Here is a 22,310-nt window from a genome sequence, read left to right on the forward strand (position 1 = left end):
GATTTGCCCCTCATCCCGCTGCCGCGACCTTCTCCCCGCAGGCGGGGAGAAGGGACAAGCCGCGACCGATCGTTCAGTCCCCTCTCCCCGCGCGCGGGGAGAGGGCCAGGGTGAGGGGCGAATCGGGCACACAGCCGGAGCGCGACTCCGCGATCAACCGATTGCCATCAGGCTGGCATTGCCGCCGGCGGCGGCGGTGTTGATCGACGTCGAAATCTCTTCCAGGAGCCAGTTGAGGCAATAGGCGTCGGGGTTGCGAGCGATCTCTTCTTTCGCCGCAGCCTGGACGAGCACCAGCGGACCGGGTAGCGCCGCGATCGCCTTGTTGACAACGCGGATGCGTTCGGCGTCGCCCTCGACGAGGGCTCCGGCGAAGGGGCCGTCGGCCGCCCAGTCCTTCGACCAGGAGAGACGGACGGCGACGCTCTGGGGCAGGTCCTTGAGCGAAGGCTGCAAACCGGAGGCGGCGTCGATGATGACGCTGTTGCCGGTCGCGAGCGCGGCGGCGAGCTGATGATAGAGGCCCGTCTCGGTCTGCGGCACGAGCAGGACCCGGCCGCGCGGGTGGAGCGCGTAAAGATTGCGCTCGCCGACCGGGCCCGGCAGCTCCAGCTCAAGCCCAAGCGCTGAGGTGCTGCCGGCGTTGCGCGCCGCTTCCGCTTCGGCCTTCGCGCCGCGCCCGTCAAGCCACTTGGCGAAGTCGAGGAGGGCTGGATCCGTATGAACGGAGCTGTGCTGCGGCGGCACCGGCGCTGTCGTCACCAGTCGGCCGAGATAGAGCGGGCCGCCCGCCTTCGGTCCGGTGCCGGAAAGGCCGCGTCCGCCGAAGGGCTGGACGCCCACCACCGCGCCGATGATGTTGCGGTTCACGTAGAGGTTGCCCGCCTTCACACGGCTGGTCACATGCGCAATCGTCTCGTCGAGGCGGGTGTGGAGGCCGAAGGTCAGACCGTAGCCGGTGGCGTTGATGTCGTCGACCAACCGGTCGAGATCGTCGCGGCGGTAACGGATGACGTGCAGCACCGGCCCGAAGACCTCACGCTTGAGATCGGCGAGTTTCTGAAGCTCGATGATCGTCGGTGGTACGAAGGTGCCTTGATCGGTCTCGGCGGCAAGACCGATCTGCTCCACCTTGCGGCCAAGTCCGCGCATCGCGTCGATGTGCTTTTCGATGATGCCTTTCGCCTCGGCGGTGATGACCGGACCGACATCTACGGAAAGACGGTCGGTGCGACCGATGTTCAATTCGTGCAGCGCGCCCTTCAGCATGGCGAGCGTGCGATCGGCGACGTCCTCCTGCAGGCAGAGCACGCGCAGCGCCGAGCAGCGCTGGCCGGCGCTGTCGAAGGCCGATGCGATCACGTCGCCGACCACCTGTTCGGCAAGCGCAGAGGAATCGACAATCATCGCGTTCTGGCCGCCGGTCTCGGCGATCAGCGGGATAGGCCGTCCGGCAGGCGAAAGCCGGTCGGAAAGTTGCGCCTGAATGAGCCGCGCGACCTCCGTCGAGCCGGTGAACATCACGCCCGCGATCTCGGGGGCGGCGACCAGCGCCGCGCCGACACGGCCGTCGCCGGGTAGAAGCTGCAGCGCGTTGGCCGGAATGCCCGCCTCGTGCAGAAGGCGCACGCCTTCGGCGGCGATCAACGGCGTCTCCTCGGCGGGCTTGGCAAGCACCGGATTGCCCGCGACGAGCGCGGCGGCAATCTGGCCGGTGAAGATCGCCAGCGGGAAGTTCCATGGGCTGATGCAGGCGATCGGGCCGAGCGGCTTGTGGCCCGGACCGAGCGTGCGGCGGGTCTGTTCGGCGTAGTAGCGCAGGAAGTCGATTGCCTCGCGTACTTCGGCGATTGCGTTCGGCAGCGACTTGCCAGCCTCGCGGGCGATCAGCCCGAGCAGCGTCGGCATGCGCGCCTGCATCAGGTCGGCCGCGCGGTCGAGACAGGCAGCCCGCTCCGCCGGGGCAACCGCGGCCCACGCTTCGGCAGCCTCGAGCGCGAGGCGGGCCGCGCGCTTGGCGTCCTCGTCCGACGTTTCCGTCACCGAGCCGACGATGTCGCGGTGGTCGCCGGGGTTGACGACCGGGCGCGTTTCGCCCGAGCCCGCGCCGGTCGCAAGCTGCGGTACCGAGGTCCAGGCACTCGCGGCGCTTGCCTTCAGTGCCTCCGCCAGCGATGCAAGGCTCTCTTCATTCGAGAGATCGACGCCGGCGGAATTGGTGCGGGCCTCGCCAAAGAGCTTGGCAGGAAAGGCGATCTGATCGTGCTTCGCGCCGACCACCGGCATGGAGCGGACGATTTCGACCGGATCGGCGGTGAGTTCGTCGACGGAGACCTTCGGGTCGGCGATGCGGTTTACGAAGGAGGAGTTTGCGCCGTTTTCGAGCAGGCGGCGGACGAGATAGGCAAGCAGCGTTTCATGTGTGCCGACCGGCGCATAGATGCGGCACGGACGGTCGAGATTGCTGCGGCCGACGACCTCGTCATAGAGCGGCTCGCCCATGCCGTGCAGGCACTGGAACTCGTATTTGCCGACCTGAAAATCCTTGCCGGCCATATGGTAGATCGTGGCGAGCGTCTGCGCGTTGTGGGTGGCGAACTGAGGGAAGATCACATCCGTTGCCGAAAGCAGCTTGCGGGCGCAGGCGACATAGGAAACGTCGGTATAGATCTTGCGCGTAAAGACCGGGAAATCTTCGAGCCCGTCGAGCTGCGCGCGCTTGATCTCCGCATCCCAATAGGCGCCCTTGACGAGACGCACCATGATGCGACGGCCCGAGCGGCGCGCGAGGTCGATGATGAAGTCGAGCACGAAGGGGCAGCGCTTGCCGTAGGCCTGCACGACAAAGCCCATGCCGTTCCAGCCGGAAAGATCGGCGTCGAGGCAAAGCTCTTCGAGGAGATCAAGCGACAGCTCCAGCCGGTCCGCCTCCTCGGCGTCGATGTTGAGGCCGATGTCGTATTTCTTGGCGATGATCGCGAGCGCCTTCACCTTAGGCAGCAATTCGCCCATGACGCGAGAGGCCTGTGCGCGCACATAGCGCGGATGGAGCGCCGAGAGCTTGATCGAGATGCCGGGGCCTTCGTAGATGCCGCGTCCGGCCGAGGCCTTGCCGATCGCATGGATCGCGGTTTCGTAGTCCTTGTAATAGCGTTCCGCGTCGGCCGTCGTGGTCGCCGCCTCGCCGAGCATGTCGTAGGAGTAGCGGAAACCCTTCTGTTCGAGCGCCCGGGAGCGGCGCAGCGCCTCGTCGATCGTCTCGCCGGTGACGAATTGCTCGCCCATCATCCGCATCGCCATGTCGACGCCACGACGGATCACCGGCTCGCCGCAGCGGGCGATCAGCCGCGACAGTGCCGCCGCGAGGCTGCGGTCGTTAACGGTCGAGGTCAGCTTGCCGGTGACGACGAGGCCCCAGGTCGCGGCATTGACGAACAGCGAGCGACCGCCGCCGAGATGCGACTTCCAGTCTCCGTCGGCGATCTTGTCGCGGATCAGCGCGTCGCGGGTCGCCGTATCGGGAATGCGCAGCAGCGCCTCGGCAAGGCACATCAGTGCGACGCCCTCCTGGCTCGAGAGCGAATATTCGTGCACCAGTCCCTCGACGCCTGACCCCTTATGCTTGGCACGGAGCGCCTCGATCAGCTTGCGGGCGGTTTTGGCGGCGGCATCGCGGGTTTCCTTGGGCAGCGTCGCAGCCTCGATGAGCGCCGGCAGGCATTCCGTTTCGGGACGGCGGTAGGCGGCCGTGATTGCCCGGCGAAGCGTGCTTTGCGTCCGGACCGGAGGCGCGAAGTCGGCAAAGGGCGCCGGCGCTGCGTCCGTGGCTGGGGGAGATTTTTGAAGCTTGGTCTGGCTCATCGAACACGGTCCTCCACGGAGCGGTAACAGGCGTCTGGCGCCTCTGGTTTCGTGGGCAGAAAATACGCTTGGCGCCGCCGAACATCCATCCGGCAAATCTCGGCATTCTCGGAATGTTTCGCTATCGATGCGTTGACAAACGGCGGAACATGCGGAGCGTCGCGATGAGTTCCGGATGATCCGGGGTCAGGCGGCAGCGCCGAAATGGCGTGCGCGCGCGATCAGGCATTCGTCGTCACCCGGCATGCACGTCCGGCACACGATCGGTCGCACCGGATAAATCTTGCAGGCCACGAAGCGGCCCAGCGTGCCGTCGAGCGCCGCGCATCGATCGTTCTCGCAACGCATGCCACCAAGATCGGCAGCGACATATTCTGCCGGAATGCGATCGAGTTCCTCGTCGGTCTCCAGCGAAAAGCGCGGCCAATCGGCCGAATAGGCACAACAGGCGCCGCAGCTTTGACAGTCGAAATCCTGGCTGGATGAAACGGAATGGGTCATGGCCCAACCTAACACGAAGGCGTCGTCGTCGAAATGGTCGTCACGCCAGTGCCGCGTCGCGCCGGGCGATTTCGTAGTCTTCCGTGTGGACGAGCACCCCGTCATCGGTAACCAGCACGATGCCATAGGCCGCCGGTTCATCGACGGAGAGCGAAGGGTCCGGCGTATCGAAGGGCATCGGCTGTTGATGGACCGGGCTCTTGAAAATCGAGAACGGAATGCCGCGGCTGGAACCGCTGATCGTGCGATGAACATGACCAGCGAAGATGTGGCGCACATTGCCGTGGCGTTTCACGAGCGCGTAGAATTCCTGCCCGTTGATCAGACGGATCATGTCGATGCTCGTGAAGCCGGTTACATGCGGAGGATGGTGCATGAAGATCAGCACCGGCCGATCGCCGGCCCCGGCGAGTTGCCGATCGAGCCAGGCAAGACGCCGTTGGCAAAGATGCCCGGCGTGACTCAAGGGATAGTCGTAAGGCGGCGCAAACAGCGTGTCGAGCAGCACGGCGCGACAATCGGCAAAATCGATCACCTGCTGGACGAAGCCGTTCTCGTCGGTCGCTGTGCCGGAAAATACATCGAGGAAAACCTCGCGCCGGTCATGGTTGCCGATCATCATTGCCGCCGGTGGAACGAGTTCACCAAGGATCGCCTTCAGGCGTTCATAAGACGGGCGGTCGGCCCCGTGCGCGAGGTCTCCGGCAAAGATCACCCGATTCGCATCCGCGTGGTAGCGATTGACGTGAGCGATCCCGTTGGCGAGACGCCGATAGGGATCGAGCCCGATGATCGTCACACCTTCGGGAACCATGTGCAGGTCGGTGAAGACGATGAACTTCGTCATGCTCGTTCCGGTGATAGGCCGCGCTTTCACGCTCCCGCGCCGGGGCATCACCGTCAAGCGGCATCTTTGGGTGAATGGACGGCGGGCGACTTTTGGATGGACTTGTCGATACCGCGTCCTCGTCATCTTGCAGCTAACCAGTCAACGCTGTATGCATCGCCACGTTGCCTGATATATCAGGAGAGGCGCCGGGAATTGTCGAGATCGGCGAACGGCGGAAAGACGCGATATCCGGAGATAGGTTATGAGATGGAAGCGCACGATCCAGTTGCTGGATGTTCATTGTGAGGGTGAAATCGGCAAGGTGGCGATCGGCGGCGTGCCGAAGATCCCGGGCAACTCGATCGCCGAACAGCTCAACCACATCAACACCGTCGACGACAGCCTGCGCCGGTTTCTCTGCCTTGAGCCGCGTTCCGGATCGATCGGCTCGGTCAACCTGCTCGTGCCGCCGAAGCGGCCGGAGGCCGATGCCGGCTTCATCATCCTTCAGGCGGACCAGGCCCACGCCATGTCTGGCTCCAATTCGATTTGCGTGACGACGGCGCTGCTCGAATCCGGCATGATCGAGATGAAGGAGCCGGAAACGGTGGTGATGCTCGACACGGCGGCCGGCCTCGTCAAGGCGACGGCCACCTGCCGCGACGGACGGTGCGAAAGGGTGAAGCTCACCATGGTGCCGTCCTTCGTGCAGGAGCTGGACGTCGAGGTCGAAACGCCGGAATGGGGCCGCATCAAGCTCGATCTCTGCTTCGGCGGTATTTTCTATGCGCTGGTCGATGTCCGGCAGATCGGTACGACGATCGAAAAGGCGAATGCGCGGCGGATTGTCGAGGCGGGTATGCTGCTCAAGGATCTCGTCAACCGCACGATCCCGGTCGTCCATCCGGAGATCCCCGAAATCAGCGGCGTTGCCTACGTGATGTTCCGCGACACCGAGGCGGATGGCACGGTCCGCACCTGCACGACGATGTGGCCGGGCCGCGTCGATCGCTCGCCTTGCGGCACCGGCAGTTCGGCGAACCTTGCGACGCTTCACGCGCGCGGCCACGTGAAGCCCGGCGATGCGCTCAAATCCCGGTCGATCATCGGCTCGGAGTTTGAGGTGGGGCTTGAAGGCGTGACGACGGTCGCCGGCAGGAAGGCCATCATTCCGACCATTTCCGGTCGCGGCTGGACGTTCGGCCTGCATCAGGTGGCACTCGATCCGTTCGATCCGCTCGCCGAAGGTTTTGCGCTGACCGATACCTGGGGGCCGCAGGCGGGCGAGATCCATTGAGACCCGATCGCGCGGCGGCCATTATCCCTCCGCGCAGAGATGGTGTCTTCATTCGGGTCGGTCCATCTTTGCCAGCATGGCCGTTTGAAAGATGCCGCCGGTGGCGACCGGGTCGAGCTTTTGCTGGCCAAGCGGGTCGCCTCGGTCGGCGGCCTGCCTGAACAACTCCCGGGCGGCGACAGGATTGCGCCGAACGCCTTCACCGCTTTCGAACATCAGGCCCAAATTGATCATCGCGTCGACATTGCCGCGTTCGGCCGCGAGACCGTAGAATTTTGCGGCCTCCAGATTGTCTTCCGGCACCGCCTTGCCCTCATCCAGCATCACCGCCAGGTTGAATGCCGCGACGTCGTCGCCGGCAAGCGACGCGCGCTCGAACCAGCGGATCGCAAGCGCGCCGTCGGCGGCGGTGCCGACACCGTCGCGATAGGCGACACCGAGATTGTACGCGGCGAGGATGTTTCCGGCCGCCGCGGCTCGCTCGTAGAGGTCGAACGCCGTTTCCGCTTCGCCCGACTCGGCGAGCAGGGCGCCGTAATTCACCATGGCGAGCGCATGACCGTTGCGTGCGGCTTCCGCGAGAATGCGGCGCGACTGTATTTTCTGCCCGGCCTTATCGAGGACACGCGCGAGCTGGAATTGTGTCCGTGCATCGCCATTCTGATTGTAGGCTTCGCGGCATGCGGAGAGCGCAATGCCGATGCGGATGTCGTCCGTGGAAACGGTCGGGAACGACCGGTTCCGCTCCAGGTCGAATTCGCTGCCCGCTTCCCGGTCGCATTGCTCCGCGGCGGTCAGATCGGCGGCACGCGCCGCGGGCAGCGCGATCGCAGCAAACGAAAGGACCATGATAGCCGCCAATAGCAGGACATTGGCGATGCGAACGCGCTGATTGATCCGGTTGTCCATGATGGTTTCCCTCTTTACGGCTTGATCCTAGGGCGGTTGCGGCGCCGGACCTGTTCCGGGGGAAACAGCGGCGCTTCGGATCGGGCGGCGAAGTGGGAGCGCCTGCGTCCAGCTAGGCGAGATGCGTCTTGCATCGCCTATGCGTGGGTTTATCCTCGCAGACGCCGGAGGCTCGAACAGGGAGCGTTGCGAAGGCAGCGAGCAAAGCCGATGCGGCAGATATGTGTGAAAAGGCGAATCTTCGTCGGCGGCCTGATGCTGGCGGCCATGGTGGGTCGATCGGCGAACGCGGCGCCCGATTCCGTGGTCGGTAGGGCCGAGAAGATACGCGGCAATGTTCGCCGCCGGCAGGGAGAGGACGAGGCGCGGCTTGCCGTCGGTGGTGACGTTCTCGACAATGACTACGTCTCGACGAGCACCAACAGCTTTGCCGATCTGGCGCTCAGCGAAACGCGCATCCTGCTTGGCCCGCAAACGGAACTCTTGATCGACAGCTTCATCGCCGGCCAGGGCGGCACGCTCGAGCTCGGTCTCGGCCGGATGGTCTTCGACCGGCCGGAGGGGCTTTCGAAGGTTGACGTGGCAGTGCGCACGGCTTTCGGGATGATCGGCGTGCGTGGCACGAAATTCTTCTGCGGCCCGAGCCGGGCGGCTTTCGCCGTCTTCGTGGAGCGTGGAGCGGTCTCGGTCCAGGGCGGCGGTGTGACGCGCACGGTTGCAGCCGGCCAAGGCGTCGACTTCGACCGGCCGGGCGCGGCACCGTCGGAGCTGACAAACTGGGGGCAGGCCCGCATCCGGGAAGCCTATGCGAGCGTCGGCTTGCTGTAACGCACGCCCTCACTCGGCTGGCGATGGCGGGTCAGCGACTGTGAAGAGCTCCATCAGTCCGAAACCACGGATATCATGGCGCCCCAGTGCCCGGAGAGGTGCGTCCGATTGCGCTGCTGCCGCTGGCCCGATGCAGATTGCCGTTCCGAGGAATTTGTTCGCGTCCTGAAGCCGCGCCGCGAGGTTCACCGCGTCGCCATGAGCGGTGTAGTCGAGCTTGCCGCCCGCGCCCACCTCGCCGAGTACGGCAGGCCCGGTTTCGACACCGATCCGGGTACGGCCGAAACTGTTTTCTGCAAATTGCGGCCGCCGCCGCATTTCTTCGGTCAAGGCGTGGATCGCGACGGCGCATTCGATCGCCTTGTTGACGTGATCTTCGAGGTCCTCCGGCGCGTTGAAGAGCGCGTGCACGGCATCGCCGACCACCTTGTCGACCATGCCTCCATGGCGGGAGACGAGGGTGTTCACTTCCGCGAAATAGATGTCGAGCAGGGCCACGAGCTCGCGAGGCCCGAGCTTGCGGGCGAGTGTCGAGAATCCCTCGATATCGGTGAAGAGTGCGGTGACCACGCGCTCCTCGCCCGCCACGCGTCCGGCATTCGGCTCGTCGATGTAGCGCGCGACGACGGACTGCGGCAGGTACTGCGAAAATTTCTGTCGGGCGATCGCCTCGGCGCGCCGCACGTGGGCGAGTTGGAGCGCGCTTGTCACGACGAGCACAGCGATGAGCGCCGCACCGATACCGACTGCATCGACGAGCCAGCCCGTTGCGGTATAAACGCCACCGGCGCCGGCGACGACGAAGAGTAGCGCGAGGAGGCCGAGGGCGAGGGTCGCGAGCGGCCGAAGCCGTGTCGCGCCAAGGGCTGCAAGCGTGCCCGCCGCGAAGCTGAACAAAGCCTCCAGTGGCGGCAGCCGGCCGTGCCGGTAGGGAACGAAGCCGGTGATGATGGCATTGGCGATGTCGGCGTGGATCTGCACCGAAGGCTCGAGCGGCATCGAGGCGCTGGGTCTCAGGCCGCCGAGGCTCGGCATGCTGCTGCCGACGAAGACCAGTTTGCCCGCAAGTCGGCTCCGATCGGCGGTGTTTGCCACGACGTCGGCAGCCGAGAGCGTGCGCGCGGCAATGGCCTCTTCCGAACTTGCCACGAAGCGCAGGTTTCCCGCCTCGTCGAGGGGGATGACGGCATGATCGAGCCTGAGCCAGGCAGGCTCGCCGCCGAGCACCGGCGTGCTGCTCCCGGCCGCCAGCCGTCCCGCTTCGATCGCGAGCGCCGGGTAGGCGTCGTTGCCGAGGATCGCAAAAGCCTGCGCCCTCCGCACGCGCGCATCCTCGTCGCCGACGAGAAAGCCGGCGGTCGCCGCCTTGGACTGGTCCATGAATGTCGGGCAGGATGTTTCCGCCCCGGCAATGAACCACGGCTCCGGCACCGCAAGCGGGCGTCTAAGAGCGAGCGGAGGAACGGGACGCGGATGCTCCAGGGCACGGTCAGCCGCGAGAAAGCCCAGAACGACGGGTGCCCCCGCGATCGCGGAAGCAAGCGCAGCATTGCCTGCGGCGTCGGCCTCGCATTCGGAGCTGAAGACGAAATCGAGCGCAATCACCTTCGGTCCGGCCGCGGCCAGCCGCGATATCAGCACGGCCGTCGCCGCCCGGTCCCAGTTTTCGGAGCCAAGCGTCTCATGCGCCTTGCGATCGACGTCGACAACGGTGATCTCCGGCGACCGGGGCGAGGCCACCCATTGCGTGAGGTTGTCGAAGAAAAGTTCACGCGGGGTTTTGAAGACGGTTCCGCCATAGAGATAGAGAAGCAGCGCCGCCGCCAGGCTTGCGACGATCCCGCCGAAGAGCGGGGTGACGCGATGGTGGCGGCGGTGCTTCGCACTCAATCGAGCTAGCCCTCCTCGGGATCGGCGACGTTCAGGAGGCGATCGACGTTGCAGCAAATGATGCCTTCCGTGCGCTTGAGCGCACCGCATTCCTCAAGCGACAGAATGGCGCGATTCACCTTTGGCCGGCTCGCGCCGAGAATGGCGGCGATGTCGGTCTGGCTCAAGGTCAGGCGCAGATTGGCGCTGCTTGGAAGTTCGTGGCCGTGAATCTGTTTGAGCGTTGCCAGAAAGAAACGGGCTACGCGGGCGTTGAGGTCGTAGAGCGCGATCGTTTCCAGCCGCTCGGTGGTATCGCGAAGCTGGGCGCAGAGAAAGCGGATCACAGCCTCGGCGATCTGTGGCCTGTGGATGATGAGATCGAGAAAAGCCTTCTTGCCGATCACGTAGCCTTCGGATGCGATGACCGCTGTCGCATCGGCCGACCGCGGCTGGCCGTCGAGCAGAGCCATTTCGCCGAAGAGTGCGCCCCCCTCATGCTGGCGCAGCATCAGTTCGCGGCCCTGCGGTGTGAACAGCGAGAGCTTGATGCGACCCGAAACCACGACAACCATGTAGTTACCTTCGTCGCCGCGCTGGAAGATGACCGTACCTGCCGGCCATCTCCGGTACGTGGCGATGCCGGCAAGCTCCGTCAGCGTCTCCTTGTCGAACTCCTCGAAAATCGGAAAGGATCGCCAGAAGGCGGGACTCCTGTTGACTTCGGCCATGACATCTCCCCTGCGTTCCCTGCAACGCGTTGAAATTCTTCACCCAGTCCTTCCGCCGTTGCAACAGAAAAGAGTTGTTCGGATCCGACGGCGGTTGACGATAAGCCGCGTCTGTCTCCGAACTGTGAACGATGTGTTATCGGTTGTGCCGCTAGATCTTTTTGAAAATGTTGATATTTCTGCTGCCAACACGTTTTCCAACAGGAGCCTCGCGCATGTCTCAGAATGTCGTCGTCCTTATCGGGCGCATCCTCCTTTCGATCATGTTTATCATGTCCGGCTTCGGCAAGCTCACCGATCCGACGGCCACTGCCGGCATGATCACCGGTGCCGGATGGCCGGCTGCAACGGCACTCGCCTATCTCGCCGGTCTGTTTGAACTCGTTGCCGGTGTTGCGATCCTCGTCGGCTTCCAGACGCGCATTGCGTCCTATCTGCTGGCCGCATTCTGCTTGGTTACCGGTTTGGTCTTCCATAGCGGCGCCATCAACGTTCCGGACTTTCCGGCGGCTGCCAACGGCCTGCTGACCGTCTTCAACCAGATCATGATGATGAAAAACATCACGATCGCCGGGGCCTTCTTGGTGCTGGCCGCCTTCGGTCCGGGCGCGCTTTCGGTCGATGCCCGCACTGGAAAGGCCCTCGCCACCGCCTAAGGCGTGGCGAAAGTTTCCGACCAGAACAAGGAACCCGCCGGCTGTCCCGGCGGGTTTTTGCATTGTCGCGTGATGTCAGGGGTAGATGACGCCCTTGCGGAGAATGACGTTACCGTAAAGACGCGGTTCGCTGGTCTGCACCACCGTATGGGCGGCCTTCACGCGCGGATAGAAGTCGGCGCCGAGCAGCGGCACGACCTCCCGTGATGGCTCATGCCTGCCGCAGCATTCGATGATTTCCCGATGTACGGGGTCGAGCGCCTGCTTGTCCTGCTTGACGGTGGCGCGGAAGATCGCCTCGGGTACGAAGTCGTCGATCGGCAGGACGCTCAAGATCGCGTCGAGCACGGGGATGAGGCCGTGTCCGTCGAGGCGGACAAGGCGACGCGCATGTTCCTCGCCCGGATAATTGCCGTCGACGAGCGCGATCTCGTCGCCGTGACCCATTGCCCTCAGTGCCGCGAGAAGCTCCGGACCGAGCAGCGGGTTTATTCCTTTCAGCATCAACTGAGCTCCTTGAAGAGGACATTGGTGTCCAAGAGATAGCGGGAAAACAGAGGAAGGCTCGCCCCGCCGATCGCCCGGGCGTGGCTCCCGACCGCGCCTTCGACAAGATCCGGAACCGTCACGCCCTGAAGGTCGAGCGTCTGCAGCGCCCGGCGCGTCGCCGCAAGGATACGCGCCCGCACCCAGGGAGGAAAACCGCCATCGATGACGGCTGCGGAGAAATCGATGATCGATGCGGCGGAGACCACGGCCTGCGCGAGCGCATAGGCGGTGTCCTGGATCCAGATCTCGAGCGGTTCGCCGAAGTCGATCCAGTCGTCGGCCGAATACCAGAGCGGCTGCGGATCGATGCCGCGTTCGCGCAGCAGGTTTTCAAGCACGAAGACGGAAGCGATCTTTAGCAATTGCGTGGACTTGCCGTCCTTGCCCGAGACCGGCAGCGGGCCGACCGCTCCTGCGGTTCCGGTCCGCCCGGAAAACAGGGCGGAGTTGAGGACGATGCCGCCGCCGATGAAGGAGCCGATATAGAAATAGACGAAGTCGGGATAGCTTGAGCCGACACCGAAGGCGAGTTCCGCTCCGCAGGCGCTCGTTCCGTCGTTCTGCAGAAAGACCGGGTGGCGTATCTGTGCGGCTACGGCTGTCTGCAGGTTGGCGTCACGCCAGCGGTCCATTTCTTCGCGCGGCGCGCCGACTTCCTCGGCCCAGTTCCAGAGTTCGAAGGGCGTCGCAATGCCGACGCCGGCGATCCGCGCCCGCTGCTCGGGCGCGAGTTGCTGCTCGAGTTTTTCAATGCCGCCGACGATGAAGGTGACGAGGTCCTCGGGCAGCGGGTAGGTGTGGATCTGATGCAGATGCAGCCGGATATTGCCGACGAAATCCATCAGAACCAGGTCTGCGCTGCGGCGGCCGATCTTGACGCCGAATGAGTAGACCGAATCCGGATTGAGGCGCATCGGAATCGATGGCTGGCCGACGCGACCGCGCACCGGGGCGCCACGGATTAGGAGGCCGTCGCGTTCCAGCGCGCGCATGATGACCGAGACGGTTTGGGCGGAGAGGCCGGAGCGGCGGGCGATGTCCGCTTTCGACAGACTGCCGTGGCGACGGACGAGCGACATGACCAGGCGCTCGTTATAGGCGCGCACACGGGTCTGGTTCGCTCCGCCGCTTGGGTCTATCACGTCCGGTTGCGTTGATCCCCCGCGGGAATCGTCTGTCAGTGACATGCCACCGTCTCCTCCCCGTTGGCACCACTGCATGATTCCTTGAACCAGTTTAAGGGCAAAATCATGCAGCAAATTCAAAGTGCTACGGCGACCTTTGCGCATCCGGTCGGACGCGTGGCACCGTAGATACTCGCTTGGCGCGAGTCTGTTGTTTCCACTTCAGGTGGATCTGTCAATTTGCCGGGACGGTCGGGGTTCCTCCAAGGTCGTCCTGAGCCTCAGAATGCCACAACTGAATAATAATTCAATTTGATTTATTTATTGACACCCAAAAAGTTTGGTGTTTGACTTACCTTCGGAAGCGCCGTCCGCAGGAGGAGAATGCTGCGGCGGCGAAGCCTGTGCCGGTCCGCCGGCGTTTTTTCATCCTTGGGAGGGTTTTATGAAGAAAACAGTTCTTTCTGCCGCATTCGGCGCGCTCGCGCTTGGCGTGGCCTTCGCTTCGCCGTCGCAGGCGGCCGATGTCTCCGCCTGCCTCATCACCAAGACCGACACCAATCCCTTCTTCGTGAAGATGAAGGAAGGTGCCACCGCCAAGGCGCAGGAACTCGGCATGACGCTGAAGTCCTATGCCGGCAAGATCGACGGCGATTCCGAAAGCCAGGTCGCGGCGATCGAAACCTGCATCGCCGATGGTGCCAAGGGCATTCTCCTGACGGCATCCGACACCAAGGGCATCGTGCCGCAGGTGCAGAAGGCACGTGATGCCGGCTTGCTTGTCATCGCGCTCGACACGCCTCTTGAGCCGCTCGATGCCGCTGACGCCACTTTCGCGACGGACAACCTGCTTGCCGGCAAGCTGATCGGCCAATGGGCGGCCGCGACGCTCGGTGACGCCGCCAAGGAAGCCAAGGTCGCCTTCCTCGACCTGACGCCGTCGCAGCCGACTGTCGACGTCCTGCGCGACCAGGGCTTTATGATCGGCTTCGGCATCGACCCGAAGGACCCGAACAAGATCGGTGACGAGGACGACGCGCGCATAGTCGGCCACGACGTCACCAACGGCAACGAAGAGGGCGGTCGTACGGCTATGGAGAACCTCCTCCAGAAGGATCCGACCATCAACGTCGTGCACACGATCAACGAACCGGCCGCCGCCGGTGCCTATGAGGCGCTGAAGGCCGTCGGTCGTGAAAAGGACGTGCTGATCGTTTCCGTCGACGGTGGTTGCCCGGGCGTCAAGAACGTCGCCGACGGCGTCATCGGCGCGACGTCGCAACAATATCCGCTGATGATGGCTGCGCTCGGCATCGAGGCGATCAAGAAGTTCGCCGATACCGGCGAAAAGCCGAAGCCGACCGAAGGCAAGGACTTCGTCGATACCGGCGTCTCGCTCGTTACCGACAGGCCGGTCTCGGGTGTCGAGTCGATCGACACCAAGGTCGGCACGGACAAGTGCTGGGGCTGATCGGCTCCTGATCGAGACAGATCATGTGACAGGGAAGGGCGGCCCCGGCCGCCCTTCGTGTAAGCGCCGAGGTCTTTGACAAGGCGCGGAAAACCTGCGCAATTTTTAGTAGTTGCTGAAACTCGCCGCGATCACAGGCGGGCCGCATCCGGCAGCAATGCAACCCCCCTTGGGAGTGGGGTTCACGGGAGGAGTCTCCATGGCCGAACCAAATACAGCCGCACAGCCATCCCAGGAATTCGAAAAGGTCCTGGCCAACAGCTCGACGGACGTGGCGTCATTCGACACGCATGACAAGACGCCACTTCAGAAGCTCCAGCATTTCCTTCATTCAAGCCCGGCCGCCGTTCCGCTGATCGTGCTGGTCCTGTCGCTGGCGACCTTCGGCGCCATCCTCGGCGGCAAGTTCTTTTCCGCCTTCACGCTGACGCTCATCCTGCAGCAGGTGGCGATCGTCGGCATCGTCGGCGCCGCCCAGACGCTCGTCATCCTGACGGCCGGCATCGATCTCTCGGTCGGCGCCATGATGGTGCTGTCATCGGTGATCATGGGGCAGTTCACCTTCCGCTACGGCTTGCCGCCGGCCTTGTCGGTGCTCTGCGGTCTCGGCGTCGGGGCGCTCTGCGGCTTCATCAACGGCACGCTCGTCGCGCGCATGAAGTTGCCGCCCTTCATCGTCACGCTCGGCATGTGGCAGATCGTGCTCGCCTCCAACTTCCTCTATTCCGCCAACGAGACGATCCGCGCCCAGGATATCTCCGCCAACGCACCGATCCTGCAGTTCTTCGGTCAGAACTTCCGCATCGGCAATGCCGTCTTCACCTATGGCGTCGTCGCCATGGTGCTTCTCGTGGGCTTGCTCTGGTACGTGCTCAACCGTACCGCCTGGGGGCGCTATGTCTACGCGGTCGGCGACGACCCGGAGGCGGCCAAGCTCGCCGGCGTCAATGTCAAGGGCATGCTCGTTACCATCTACACTCTGTCCGGCCTCATCTGCGCGCTTGCCGGCTGGGCTTTGATCGGCCGCATCGGCTCCGTTTCGCCGACGGCGGGCCAGTTCGCGAACATCGAATCGATCACCGCCGTGGTGATCGGCGGCATCTCGCTGTTCGGCGGCCGTGGCTCCATTCTTGGTATGCTCTTCGGCGCGTTGATCGTTGGCGTCTTCTCGCTCGGGCTTCGCCTGATGGGCACGGATCCGCAATGGACCTATCTCCTGATCGGCTTGCTGATCATCATCGCCGTCGCAATCGACCAGTGGATCAGAAAGGTAGCAGCCTGATGGCACAACAACCCATTCTCACCGCTCGCGGTCTCGTCAAGCGCTACGGTCGCGTGACCGCTCTCGACCACGCCGATTTCGATCTCTACCCGGGTGAAATCCTGGCCGTGATCGGCGACAACGGCGCCGGCAAATCCTCGATGATCAAGGCGATCTCCGGCGCCATCACGCCCGACGAGGGCGAGATCCAGCTCGAAGGCCAGCCGGTGAATTTCCGCTCGCCGATGGAAGCCAGGAAGGCCGGCATCGAGACCGTCTATCAGAACCTGGCCTTGTCGCCGGCGCTGTCGATCGCCGACAACATGTTTCTGGGCCGCGAGATCCGCAAGCCGGGCATCATGGGCAAGTGGTTCCGCTCGCTGGACCGCGTGGCCATGGAAAAACAGGCGCGGGCAAAGCTCTCCGAACTCGGCCTGATGACGATCCAGAACATCAACCAGGCGGTGGAAACGCTCTCGGGCGGCCAGCGTCAGGGTGTTGCCGTCGCGCGCGCCGCGGCCTTCGGTTCCAAGGTGGTCATCATGGACGAACCGACCGCAGCACTCGGCGTCAAGGAAAGCCGGCGCGTGCTGGAACTGATCCTCGACGTTCGCCGCCGCGGCCTGCCGATCGTCTTGATCTCGCACAATATGCCGCACGTCTTCGAGGTCGCGGACCGCATCCACATCCACCGCCTCGGCCGGCGGCTCTGCGTCATCAATCCGAAGGAATACACGATGTCGGATGCGGTGGCTTTCATGACCGGGGCGAAGGCACCTCCGGGCGAGGCGAAGGCGGCATGAACCTGCAGTCCTTGCGGGATGAGATCCTGAAGCGGGCGGGTGATGCCGGCCGCTTTATCGTCGCTATCGCCGGCCCGCCTGGCGCCGGCAAATCGACGCTGTCCGAAGCGCTTTCCAAGGCGCTTGCCGAGGCAGGCGAGCGCTCGGCGGTCTTGCCGATGGACGGCTTCCACATGGACAATGCCGTCCTCGAAGAGAAGGGGCTGCTTTCCCGCAAGGGTGCGCCCGAAACCTTCGACTTCCGATCGTTCCTCTCGACCATCACCGCCGTTCGGGCCAATGACGGCGAAGTCCTCGTGCCGATCTTCGACCGATCGCGCGAGCTGGCAATTGCATCGGCGCGGGTGATCGCCCCGGAGACGCGCATAATCCTTGTTGAAGGCAACTATCTCATGCTCGGCGAAGCGCCGTGGAACGGGCTCGACGGTGCCTTCGATTTTTCGATTTTCATCGATCCCGGCCTTGAGGTGATCGAGCGGCGATTGCTGAAGCGTTGGTTCGATCACGGCTACGACGACGAGACCGCGAAGACGAAGGCGTTCGACAACGATATCCCGAATGCCCGGCGCATTCTCGGCAGCCGCCGGCCGGCCGATCTCGTCATCCGCGATTTCTGAGGGATGGGGGTTCGTGCGCCATTGTGTTTTGCGGCACAATGATGATATCGAGGCGCGGTTTCACCACATGAAGTCCCGCCCATCGAGCGCACCGACCGGCCCCAACGCCGCTCGCGCCGATCGGACGCGAGCATCGGGAGAACGCTGACCATGCAAGACCTCGTTATCCGCCGCCCGGATGATTGGCACCTTCACCTGCGCGATGGCGGCATGCTGCGCGGCGTGATCGCGGACACGAGCCGCCACTTCGCCCGCGCCATCATCATGCCCAACCTGGTGCCGCCGGTGGTGACCACGGCCGATGCGGCTGCCTATCGTGAGCGCATCCTCGCCGCCGTTCCCGCTGAGGATCGGTTCGAGCCGTTGATGACGCTCTATCTGACCGAAGGCACCGATCCGAACGATGTCGAGGCGGGCTTTAGACGTGGCCTCGTCAAAGCGGTCAAGCTCTATCCGGCCGGGGCGACGACCAACTCGCACAGCGGCGTTCGCGACATCGAAAAGGCAATGCCGGTACTGGAGCGAATGGCCGCGATCGGCACACCGCTCTGCGTCCACGGAGAGGTGACGACGGCTGACGTCGACATCTTCGACCGCGAAGCGGTGTTCATCGAAACCGTGCTCGATCCCCTCCGCCGGCGCCTGCCCGAGCTCCGCATCACGATGGAGCATGTGACGACCAAGGATGGGATCGATTATATCAAGGCGTCAAAGGCCAATCTCGCCGGCTCGATCACGACCCATCATCTGATCATCAACCGCAACGCCATCCTCGTCGGCGGTATCAAGCCGCATTATTACTGCCTGCCGGTCGCCAAGCGTGAGACGCACCGCCTGGCGCTGCGCGCGGCGGCCACGTCCGGAGATACCCGCTTCTTCCTCGGCACTGATTCCGCGCCGCATGTCGATCCGCTGAAAGAATGCGCCTGCGGCTGCGCCGGCATCTACACCTCGATCAACACCATGAGCTGCCTCGCCCATGTCTTCGAGGAAGAGGGGGCGCTCGACCGCCTCGAGGCCTTTGCGTCGTTGAACGGTCCCGCCTGGTATGGCCTGCCGGTGAACGAGGAGACGATCACGCTGCGCAAGAGCGAAGAGCCGGTCCGTTACCCCGCCAAGGTCGAGACGGAAGTTGGCCCGGTCACGGTTTTCGATCCGATGTACCCGCTCTACTGGGCGGTTGTCTGATTAACGAGGGTTCGTTTTGTCACGTGACTGAAGCCAAAACCGCTTTCGGGTCACGCTAGAAGGAGAGTTTCATGTTTTCCAATGCGTTCACCGACAAGGCGGTGATGGCCGAACTGGTCGCGAAAATGCTCTGGGAGATCAAGGCGGTACATTTCCGCGCCGACGAGCCCTACAAGCTCTCCTCCGGCATGGCGAGCCCTGTCTATATCGACTGCCGCAAGCTGATCTCCTATCCGCGCATCCGTTCGGCGGTGATGGATTTCGCCGCCGCGACGATCCTTCGCGAGGCCGGCTTCGAGCAGTTCGACGTCATCGCCGGCGGAGAGACGGCCGGCATTCCCTTCGCAGCCATGCTTGCGGAGCGTCTCGGCCTGCCGATGATCTATGTGCGCAAGGCCCCGAAGGGCCATGGCCGCAATGCCCGGATCGAGGGTCACATGCCGGAAGGCGCGCGCGTGCTGGTCATCGAGGACCTGACGACCGCCGGCGGCTCGATGTTCAAGTTCATCGACGCGATCCGCGCGGCCGGCGGCGTGGTCGACCATGGCATCGCGCTCTTCTATTACGACATCTTCCCGGAAGCGCGGGCGGACATGAAATCGAAGGGCGTCGACCTGCACTTCATCGCCACCTGGCGCAACGTGCTGGCGGTTGCCCGCGAGCAGACGCTGTTCGACGAGAAGACGCTGAACGAGGTCGAAGCCTTTCTCAACGCCCCACTCGCCTGGTCCGGCCGCAACGGCGGCGTCAGCGCGCTCGCAGCCCAGTAGGCTTTCCCGCTGGTCTTGGCGGGAAATCTGATTTAAATCGATTGAATAGTCGAAGGAATAATCGTTAAGGGAGGAATGCCGATGATCGTCTGCTGCGGGGAAGCCTTGATCGACATGCTGCCGCGCGATACGGCAGCCGGGGAGAGCGCTTTTGCGCCCTATGCCGGCGGCGCGATCTTCAACACCGCGATCGCGCTGGGACGGCTCGGCATCCCGACCGGCTTCTTCACCGGCCTCTCCGACGACATGTTCGGCGATATCCTGCGCGATACGCTGAAAGCGGCGAATGTCGATTTCGGCCCTTGCGCGACCCTGCCGATGCACACCACGCTTGCCTTCGTGAAACTCGTCCACGGTCACGCGAGCTACGCCTTCTTCGACGAGAACACCGCGGGACGGATGATCACCAAGGAACATCTGCCGGCGCTCGGCGATTTCTGCGAAGCGCTGCATTTCGGTGCGATCAGCCTCATCCCCGAACCATGCGGCTCGACTTACGAAGCCTTGATGGTGCGCGAGCACGAGAAGCGCGTGATCTCCTTCGATCCGAACATCCGTCCCGGCTTCATCAAGGATCGCGAGGCGCATCTTGGGCGCATGAACCGCATGGCCGCGATGTCGGACATCATCAAGTTCTCGGACGAGGACCTCGCCTGGTTCGGCATGGAAGGCAGCCACGACGAGCTGGCCGCGGAATGGCTGAAGCGCGGCCCCAGCCTGGTGCTGATCACCAAGGGCGCGGATGGCGCGGTCGGCTATACCAGGAACCATAGGGTGGAGGTCGCCGGCGAGCGGGTCACGGTCGTCGATACGGTCGGCGCCGGCGACACGTTCGATGCCGGCGTGCTGGCTTCGTTGAAGCTCAACAACTTGCTCACCAAGGATGCGGTGGCAAATCTAAGCGACACGGCGGTCCGTCAGGCCTTGGCACTCGGCGCCAAGGCGGCCGCCGTCACCGTCTCGCGCGCCGGGGCAAATCCGCCGTGGCAATACGAAATCGGGCTCTGAGATTTTCAAGCATCCCGCCGCGGTGCAGATCCAAGGCCAAAGGGCGCCGTTGCCGGCGCCCTCTTTGCTGGTCAGCGCGCGGCCTTCAGCAATGCCGCAACAAGGCCGGCGGTCGATGAATCGTGGCCCTCGGCGCTTTCCTTGCCTTCGACGACCGGGAGAAGGCCCGTTGCAAGTTCCTTGCCCAGCTCGACGCCCCATTGGTCGAAGGAATTGATGTTGAAGAGCGCACCTTCGACGAAGACGCGGTGTTCGTAGAGCGCGATCAGGCGACCGAGCGCGAAGGGATCGAGCTCGTTGTAGACGAAGGTAAGCGAAGGCCGGTTGCCGGTGAAGACCCGATGCGGAGCGATCTTGTCGGCCCTCGCGTCATCCATGCCCTTGGAGGTGAGCTGCGCCTTGGCTTCGGCAAGCGTGCGGCCCTTCATCAAGGCTTCCGATTGCGCCAGGCAGTTTGCCATCAGCAGCTGGTGCTGGTGGCGCAGGTCCTTTTCGTGGCCGTTCGCGGCAATCATGAATTCAGCGGGAATGATGTCGGTGCCCTGGTGGATGAGCTGGTAGAAGGCGTGCTGACCATTGGTGCCCGGTTCGCCCCAGACCACCGGCCCGGTCGAGAATTCGACCGGTGTGCTGTCCATCGTGACGCCCTTGCCGTTCGATTCCATGTCGAGCTGCTGCAGATAGGCCGGAAAGCGCGCAAGGCGCTGATCGTAAGGCAGGATCGCCCGCGACGGATAGCCGAGCACGTTGCGGTGGTAGAAGCCGATGAGGCCGAGCAGCATCGGAATGTTCTGGCGCAGCGGGGCGTTGCGGAAATGTTCGTCGATGGCGTGGCCACCGTCGAGGAAGCGCCCGAAATTCTCACTTCCGATCGCGATCATCAACGGCAGGCCGATTGCCGACCAGATCGAATAGCGTCCGCCGACCCAGTCCCAGAAGCCGAAGACACGGGAGGCGTCGATGCCGAAGGCCGCGACCTTGTCGAGTGCGGTGGAGACTGCCGCGAAGTGGTGGCCGACTGCAGCCTCGCCGAGCTTGCCGGCGATGAAGGCGCGAGCGGTGGCGGCATTGGTCATCGTCTCGATCGTGGTGAAAGTCTTCGAGGCGACGATGAAGAGTGCGGTTTCCGGATCGATGAGCTTCAGCGTGTCGGCGATATGCGCGCCGTCGATATTGGAAACGAAATGCAGCCGCGGGCCGTCGTGGAAGGGGGCGAGCGCCAGCGTCGCCATCACCGGACCGAGATCGGAGCCGCCGATGCCGATGTTGATGACATCGGTGATCTTCTTGCCGGTTGTGCCCTTCAAGGCGCCCGAACGGATGCCATCGGCAAACGCACCCATCGCATCGAGTACGGCGTTGACGTCGGGCATCACGTCCTTGCCGTCGACGAGCACCGGCCGGTTGCTCCGGTTCCTGAGCGCCGTGTGCAGCACGGCGCGGCCTTCGGTCATGTTGATGATGTCGCCGCGGAACATGGCGTCCCGCTTTTCTTCCACCTTCGCCGCCTTGGCGAGTGCTTCGAGACCGTCGAGAACCCGGTCGTTCACCGCGCATTTCGAATAGTCGAGGAGGAGGTCGCCGAGCGTCGTGCTGAAGCGGGTGAAACGGTCCCGGTCGGCCGCGAAGGCGGCGCGAATATCGGTTGCATTGGTCTCGCGTGCAGTGGCTTTGAGGTTTTCGACAAGCGCTTTCATCGCAGGCTCCTTGCATCGGAAATTGGCTGCGATAGCTAGTCGGTTTGTTTGCGGTAAATCAAGGGCATGTGTGCGCTGCAGCGAAAAAAGGCCGCGCGCGGTGCACCGCCCTCGTCGCGTCAACGCTGAAGCACGTGGCCCGAAACCGGAGCGGTTTCTGGAGTGGGACTGCCCCTCACCCTGACCCTCTCCCCGCAGGAGGGGAGAGGGGACGCGAGCCGCGTACTTTGCGGGGAATTATAGAGCGAGGCGGCTGCGGCAAGTCCCTTCTCCCCGCCTGCGGGGAGAAGGTGGCGGCAGCCGGATCAGGGCCTCGCGGCTAGAGCAATTCCAGGAAAAGT

19 protein-coding genes and 1 pseudogene are annotated in these 22,310 nt (G+C 63.8%); 10 read left to right on the top strand and 10 right to left on the bottom strand.

The features are described 5' to 3' along the window. Positions 1–153: 153 nt before the first annotated feature. The 3 genes from putA to spdA form a co-directional block, all read right to left on the bottom strand. Positions 154–3,861, bottom strand: a complete 3,708-nt coding sequence (putA, locus tag RB548_RS00520; protein ID WP_331373130.1) for a trifunctional transcriptional regulator/proline dehydrogenase/L-glutamate gamma-semialdehyde dehydrogenase — start codon at positions 3,859–3,861, stop codon at positions 154–156. 186 nt (positions 3,862–4,047) lie between these two features. Next, entirely contained in the window at positions 4,048–4,362 is a 315-nt protein-coding gene (locus tag RB548_RS00525; RefSeq protein ID WP_331373131.1) for a YkgJ family cysteine cluster protein, read from the bottom strand. Between the two features lie 40 nt (positions 4,363–4,402). Further along, positions 4,403–5,209 carry a 2', 3'cyclic nucleotide phosphodiesterase SpdA gene (spdA, locus tag RB548_RS00530; RefSeq protein ID WP_331373132.1) on the bottom strand — a complete coding sequence of 269 codons (807 nt, stop codon included), beginning with the start codon at positions 5,207–5,209 and terminating at the stop codon, positions 4,403–4,405. Between the two features lie 244 nt (positions 5,210–5,453). Here spdA and RB548_RS00535 point away from each other — a divergent pair, with 244 nt between their 5' ends. Continuing rightward, entirely contained in the window at positions 5,454–6,488 is a 1,035-nt protein-coding gene (locus RB548_RS00535) for a proline racemase family protein (protein WP_331373133.1), read from the top strand. 48 nt (positions 6,489–6,536) lie between these two features. Here the strand turns inward: RB548_RS00535 and RB548_RS00540 are convergent, their stop codons facing one another. Continuing rightward, complete coding sequence (locus RB548_RS00540; protein WP_331375037.1) at positions 6,537–6,812, bottom strand: tetratricopeptide repeat protein; 276 nt, start codon at positions 6,810–6,812, stop codon at positions 6,537–6,539. A 42-nt stretch (positions 6,813–6,854) separates the two neighbouring features. After that, positions 6,855–7,397, bottom strand: a pseudogene (locus tag RB548_RS32125) (sel1 repeat family protein); the annotation flags it as partial. A 210-nt stretch (positions 7,398–7,607) separates the two neighbouring features. Between RB548_RS32125 and RB548_RS00550 the strand changes: the two are divergent. After that, positions 7,608–8,225: a FecR family protein gene (locus RB548_RS00550; RefSeq protein ID WP_331373134.1), complete on the top strand. Its 618-nt coding sequence runs from the start codon at positions 7,608–7,610 to the stop codon at positions 8,223–8,225. Between the two features lie 9 nt (positions 8,226–8,234). On the opposite strand, the gene RB548_RS00555 is transcribed toward RB548_RS00550, so the two are convergent. Both RB548_RS00555 and RB548_RS00560 read right to left on the bottom strand, forming a co-directional pair. Continuing rightward, positions 8,235–10,115 (bottom strand): CHASE2 domain-containing protein, encoded by a 1,881-nt coding sequence (locus tag RB548_RS00555; RefSeq protein WP_331373135.1) that lies wholly within the window; start codon positions 10,113–10,115, stop codon positions 8,235–8,237. A 5-nt stretch (positions 10,116–10,120) separates the two neighbouring features. Beyond that, positions 10,121–10,825: a Crp/Fnr family transcriptional regulator gene (locus RB548_RS00560; protein ID WP_331373136.1), complete on the bottom strand. Its 705-nt coding sequence runs from the start codon at positions 10,823–10,825 to the stop codon at positions 10,121–10,123. Positions 10,826–11,040: 215 nt separating this feature from the next. Here RB548_RS00560 and RB548_RS00565 point away from each other — a divergent pair, with 215 nt between their 5' ends. Beyond that, positions 11,041–11,481: a DoxX family protein gene (locus RB548_RS00565; protein ID WP_331373137.1), complete on the top strand. Its 441-nt coding sequence runs from the start codon at positions 11,041–11,043 to the stop codon at positions 11,479–11,481. 75 nt (positions 11,482–11,556) lie between these two features. On the opposite strand, the gene RB548_RS00570 is transcribed toward RB548_RS00565, so the two are convergent. Together RB548_RS00570 and RB548_RS00575 are read right to left on the bottom strand one after the other, a co-directional pair. Then, positions 11,557–11,985, bottom strand: a complete 429-nt coding sequence (locus RB548_RS00570) for an RbsD/FucU family protein (protein WP_331373138.1) — start codon at positions 11,983–11,985, stop codon at positions 11,557–11,559. Then, complete coding sequence (locus RB548_RS00575; protein ID WP_331373139.1) at positions 11,985–13,217, bottom strand: ROK family transcriptional regulator; 1,233 nt, start codon at positions 13,215–13,217, stop codon at positions 11,985–11,987. The genes RB548_RS00570 and RB548_RS00575 overlap by 1 nt, the downstream gene beginning before the upstream one ends. Positions 13,218–13,599: 382 nt before the next feature. Here RB548_RS00575 and RB548_RS00580 point away from each other — a divergent pair, with 382 nt between their 5' ends. The 7 genes from RB548_RS00580 (at position 13,600) to RB548_RS00610 (ending at position 20,272) form a co-directional block, all read left to right on the top strand. Then, the gene (locus RB548_RS00580) at positions 13,600–14,625 is read left to right on the top strand and encodes a sugar ABC transporter substrate-binding protein (protein WP_331373140.1); all 1,026 of its coding nucleotides are present in this window, start codon (positions 13,600–13,602) and stop codon (positions 14,623–14,625) included. 199 nt (positions 14,626–14,824) lie between these two features. After that, entirely contained in the window at positions 14,825–15,907 is a 1,083-nt protein-coding gene (locus RB548_RS00585; protein WP_331373141.1) for an ABC transporter permease, read from the top strand. Beyond that, complete coding sequence (locus RB548_RS00590) at positions 15,907–16,689, top strand: ATP-binding cassette domain-containing protein (protein ID WP_331373142.1); 783 nt, start codon at positions 15,907–15,909, stop codon at positions 16,687–16,689. The genes RB548_RS00585 and RB548_RS00590 overlap by 1 nt, the downstream gene beginning before the upstream one ends. Continuing rightward, the gene (locus RB548_RS00595; RefSeq protein ID WP_331373143.1) at positions 16,686–17,306 is read left to right on the top strand and encodes a nucleoside triphosphate hydrolase; all 621 of its coding nucleotides are present in this window, start codon (positions 16,686–16,688) and stop codon (positions 17,304–17,306) included. The genes RB548_RS00590 and RB548_RS00595 overlap by 4 nt, the downstream gene beginning before the upstream one ends. Before the next feature lie 150 nt (positions 17,307–17,456). Beyond that, entirely contained in the window at positions 17,457–18,494 is a 1,038-nt protein-coding gene (gene pyrC / locus RB548_RS00600) for a dihydroorotase (RefSeq protein ID WP_331373144.1), read from the top strand. 71 nt (positions 18,495–18,565) lie between these two features. Then, positions 18,566–19,264, top strand: a complete 699-nt coding sequence (locus RB548_RS00605; protein WP_331373145.1) for an orotate phosphoribosyltransferase — start codon at positions 18,566–18,568, stop codon at positions 19,262–19,264. Between the two features lie 81 nt (positions 19,265–19,345). Next, entirely contained in the window at positions 19,346–20,272 is a 927-nt protein-coding gene (locus tag RB548_RS00610; protein WP_331373146.1) for a carbohydrate kinase family protein, read from the top strand. 71 nt (positions 20,273–20,343) lie between these two features. Here RB548_RS00610 and pgi read toward each other — a convergent pair whose 3' ends face one another. Continuing rightward, positions 20,344–21,969: a glucose-6-phosphate isomerase gene (gene pgi, locus RB548_RS00615; RefSeq protein ID WP_331373147.1), complete on the bottom strand. Its 1,626-nt coding sequence runs from the start codon at positions 21,967–21,969 to the stop codon at positions 20,344–20,346. Between the last annotated feature and the right edge of the window lie 341 nt (positions 21,970–22,310).

It is taken from the genome of Sinorhizobium chiapasense (genome assembly GCF_036488675.1).
Lineage (GTDB): Bacteria > Pseudomonadota > Alphaproteobacteria > Rhizobiales > Rhizobiaceae > Sinorhizobium > Sinorhizobium chiapasense.

Excerpts from the sequence above, each read along its gene's own strand:
- putA (WP_331373130.1), bottom strand. The coding sequence starts at position 3,861 with ATGAGCCAGACCAAGCTTCAAAAATCTCCCCCAGCCACGGACGCAGCG.
- RB548_RS00525 (WP_331373131.1), bottom strand. The coding sequence starts at position 4,362 with ATGACCCATTCCGTTTCATCCAGCCAGGATTTCGACTGTCAAAGCTGC.
- spdA (WP_331373132.1), bottom strand. The coding sequence starts at position 5,209 with ATGACGAAGTTCATCGTCTTCACCGACCTGCACATGGTTCCCGAAGGT.
- RB548_RS00535 (WP_331373133.1), top strand. The coding sequence starts at position 5,454 with ATGAGATGGAAGCGCACGATCCAGTTGCTGGATGTTCATTGTGAGGGT.
- RB548_RS00540 (WP_331375037.1), bottom strand. The coding sequence starts at position 6,812 with ATGCTGGATGAGGGCAAGGCGGTGCCGGAAGACAATCTGGAGGCCGCA.
- RB548_RS00550 (WP_331373134.1), top strand. The coding sequence starts at position 7,608 with ATGCGGCAGATATGTGTGAAAAGGCGAATCTTCGTCGGCGGCCTGATG.
- RB548_RS00560 (WP_331373136.1), bottom strand. The coding sequence starts at position 10,825 with ATGGCCGAAGTCAACAGGAGTCCCGCCTTCTGGCGATCCTTTCCGATT.
- RB548_RS00565 (WP_331373137.1), top strand. The coding sequence starts at position 11,041 with ATGTCTCAGAATGTCGTCGTCCTTATCGGGCGCATCCTCCTTTCGATC.
- RB548_RS00570 (WP_331373138.1), bottom strand. The coding sequence starts at position 11,985 with ATGCTGAAAGGAATAAACCCGCTGCTCGGTCCGGAGCTTCTCGCGGCA.
- RB548_RS00575 (WP_331373139.1), bottom strand. The coding sequence starts at position 13,217 with ATGTCACTGACAGACGATTCCCGCGGGGGATCAACGCAACCGGACGTG.
- RB548_RS00580 (WP_331373140.1), top strand. The coding sequence starts at position 13,600 with ATGAAGAAAACAGTTCTTTCTGCCGCATTCGGCGCGCTCGCGCTTGGC.
- RB548_RS00585 (WP_331373141.1), top strand. The coding sequence starts at position 14,825 with ATGGCCGAACCAAATACAGCCGCACAGCCATCCCAGGAATTCGAAAAG.
- RB548_RS00590 (WP_331373142.1), top strand. The coding sequence starts at position 15,907 with ATGGCACAACAACCCATTCTCACCGCTCGCGGTCTCGTCAAGCGCTAC.
- RB548_RS00595 (WP_331373143.1), top strand. The coding sequence starts at position 16,686 with ATGAACCTGCAGTCCTTGCGGGATGAGATCCTGAAGCGGGCGGGTGAT.
- pyrC (WP_331373144.1), top strand. The coding sequence starts at position 17,457 with ATGCAAGACCTCGTTATCCGCCGCCCGGATGATTGGCACCTTCACCTG.
- RB548_RS00605 (WP_331373145.1), top strand. The coding sequence starts at position 18,566 with ATGTTTTCCAATGCGTTCACCGACAAGGCGGTGATGGCCGAACTGGTC.
- RB548_RS00610 (WP_331373146.1), top strand. The coding sequence starts at position 19,346 with ATGATCGTCTGCTGCGGGGAAGCCTTGATCGACATGCTGCCGCGCGAT.
- pgi (WP_331373147.1), bottom strand. The coding sequence starts at position 21,969 with ATGAAAGCGCTTGTCGAAAACCTCAAAGCCACTGCACGCGAGACCAAT.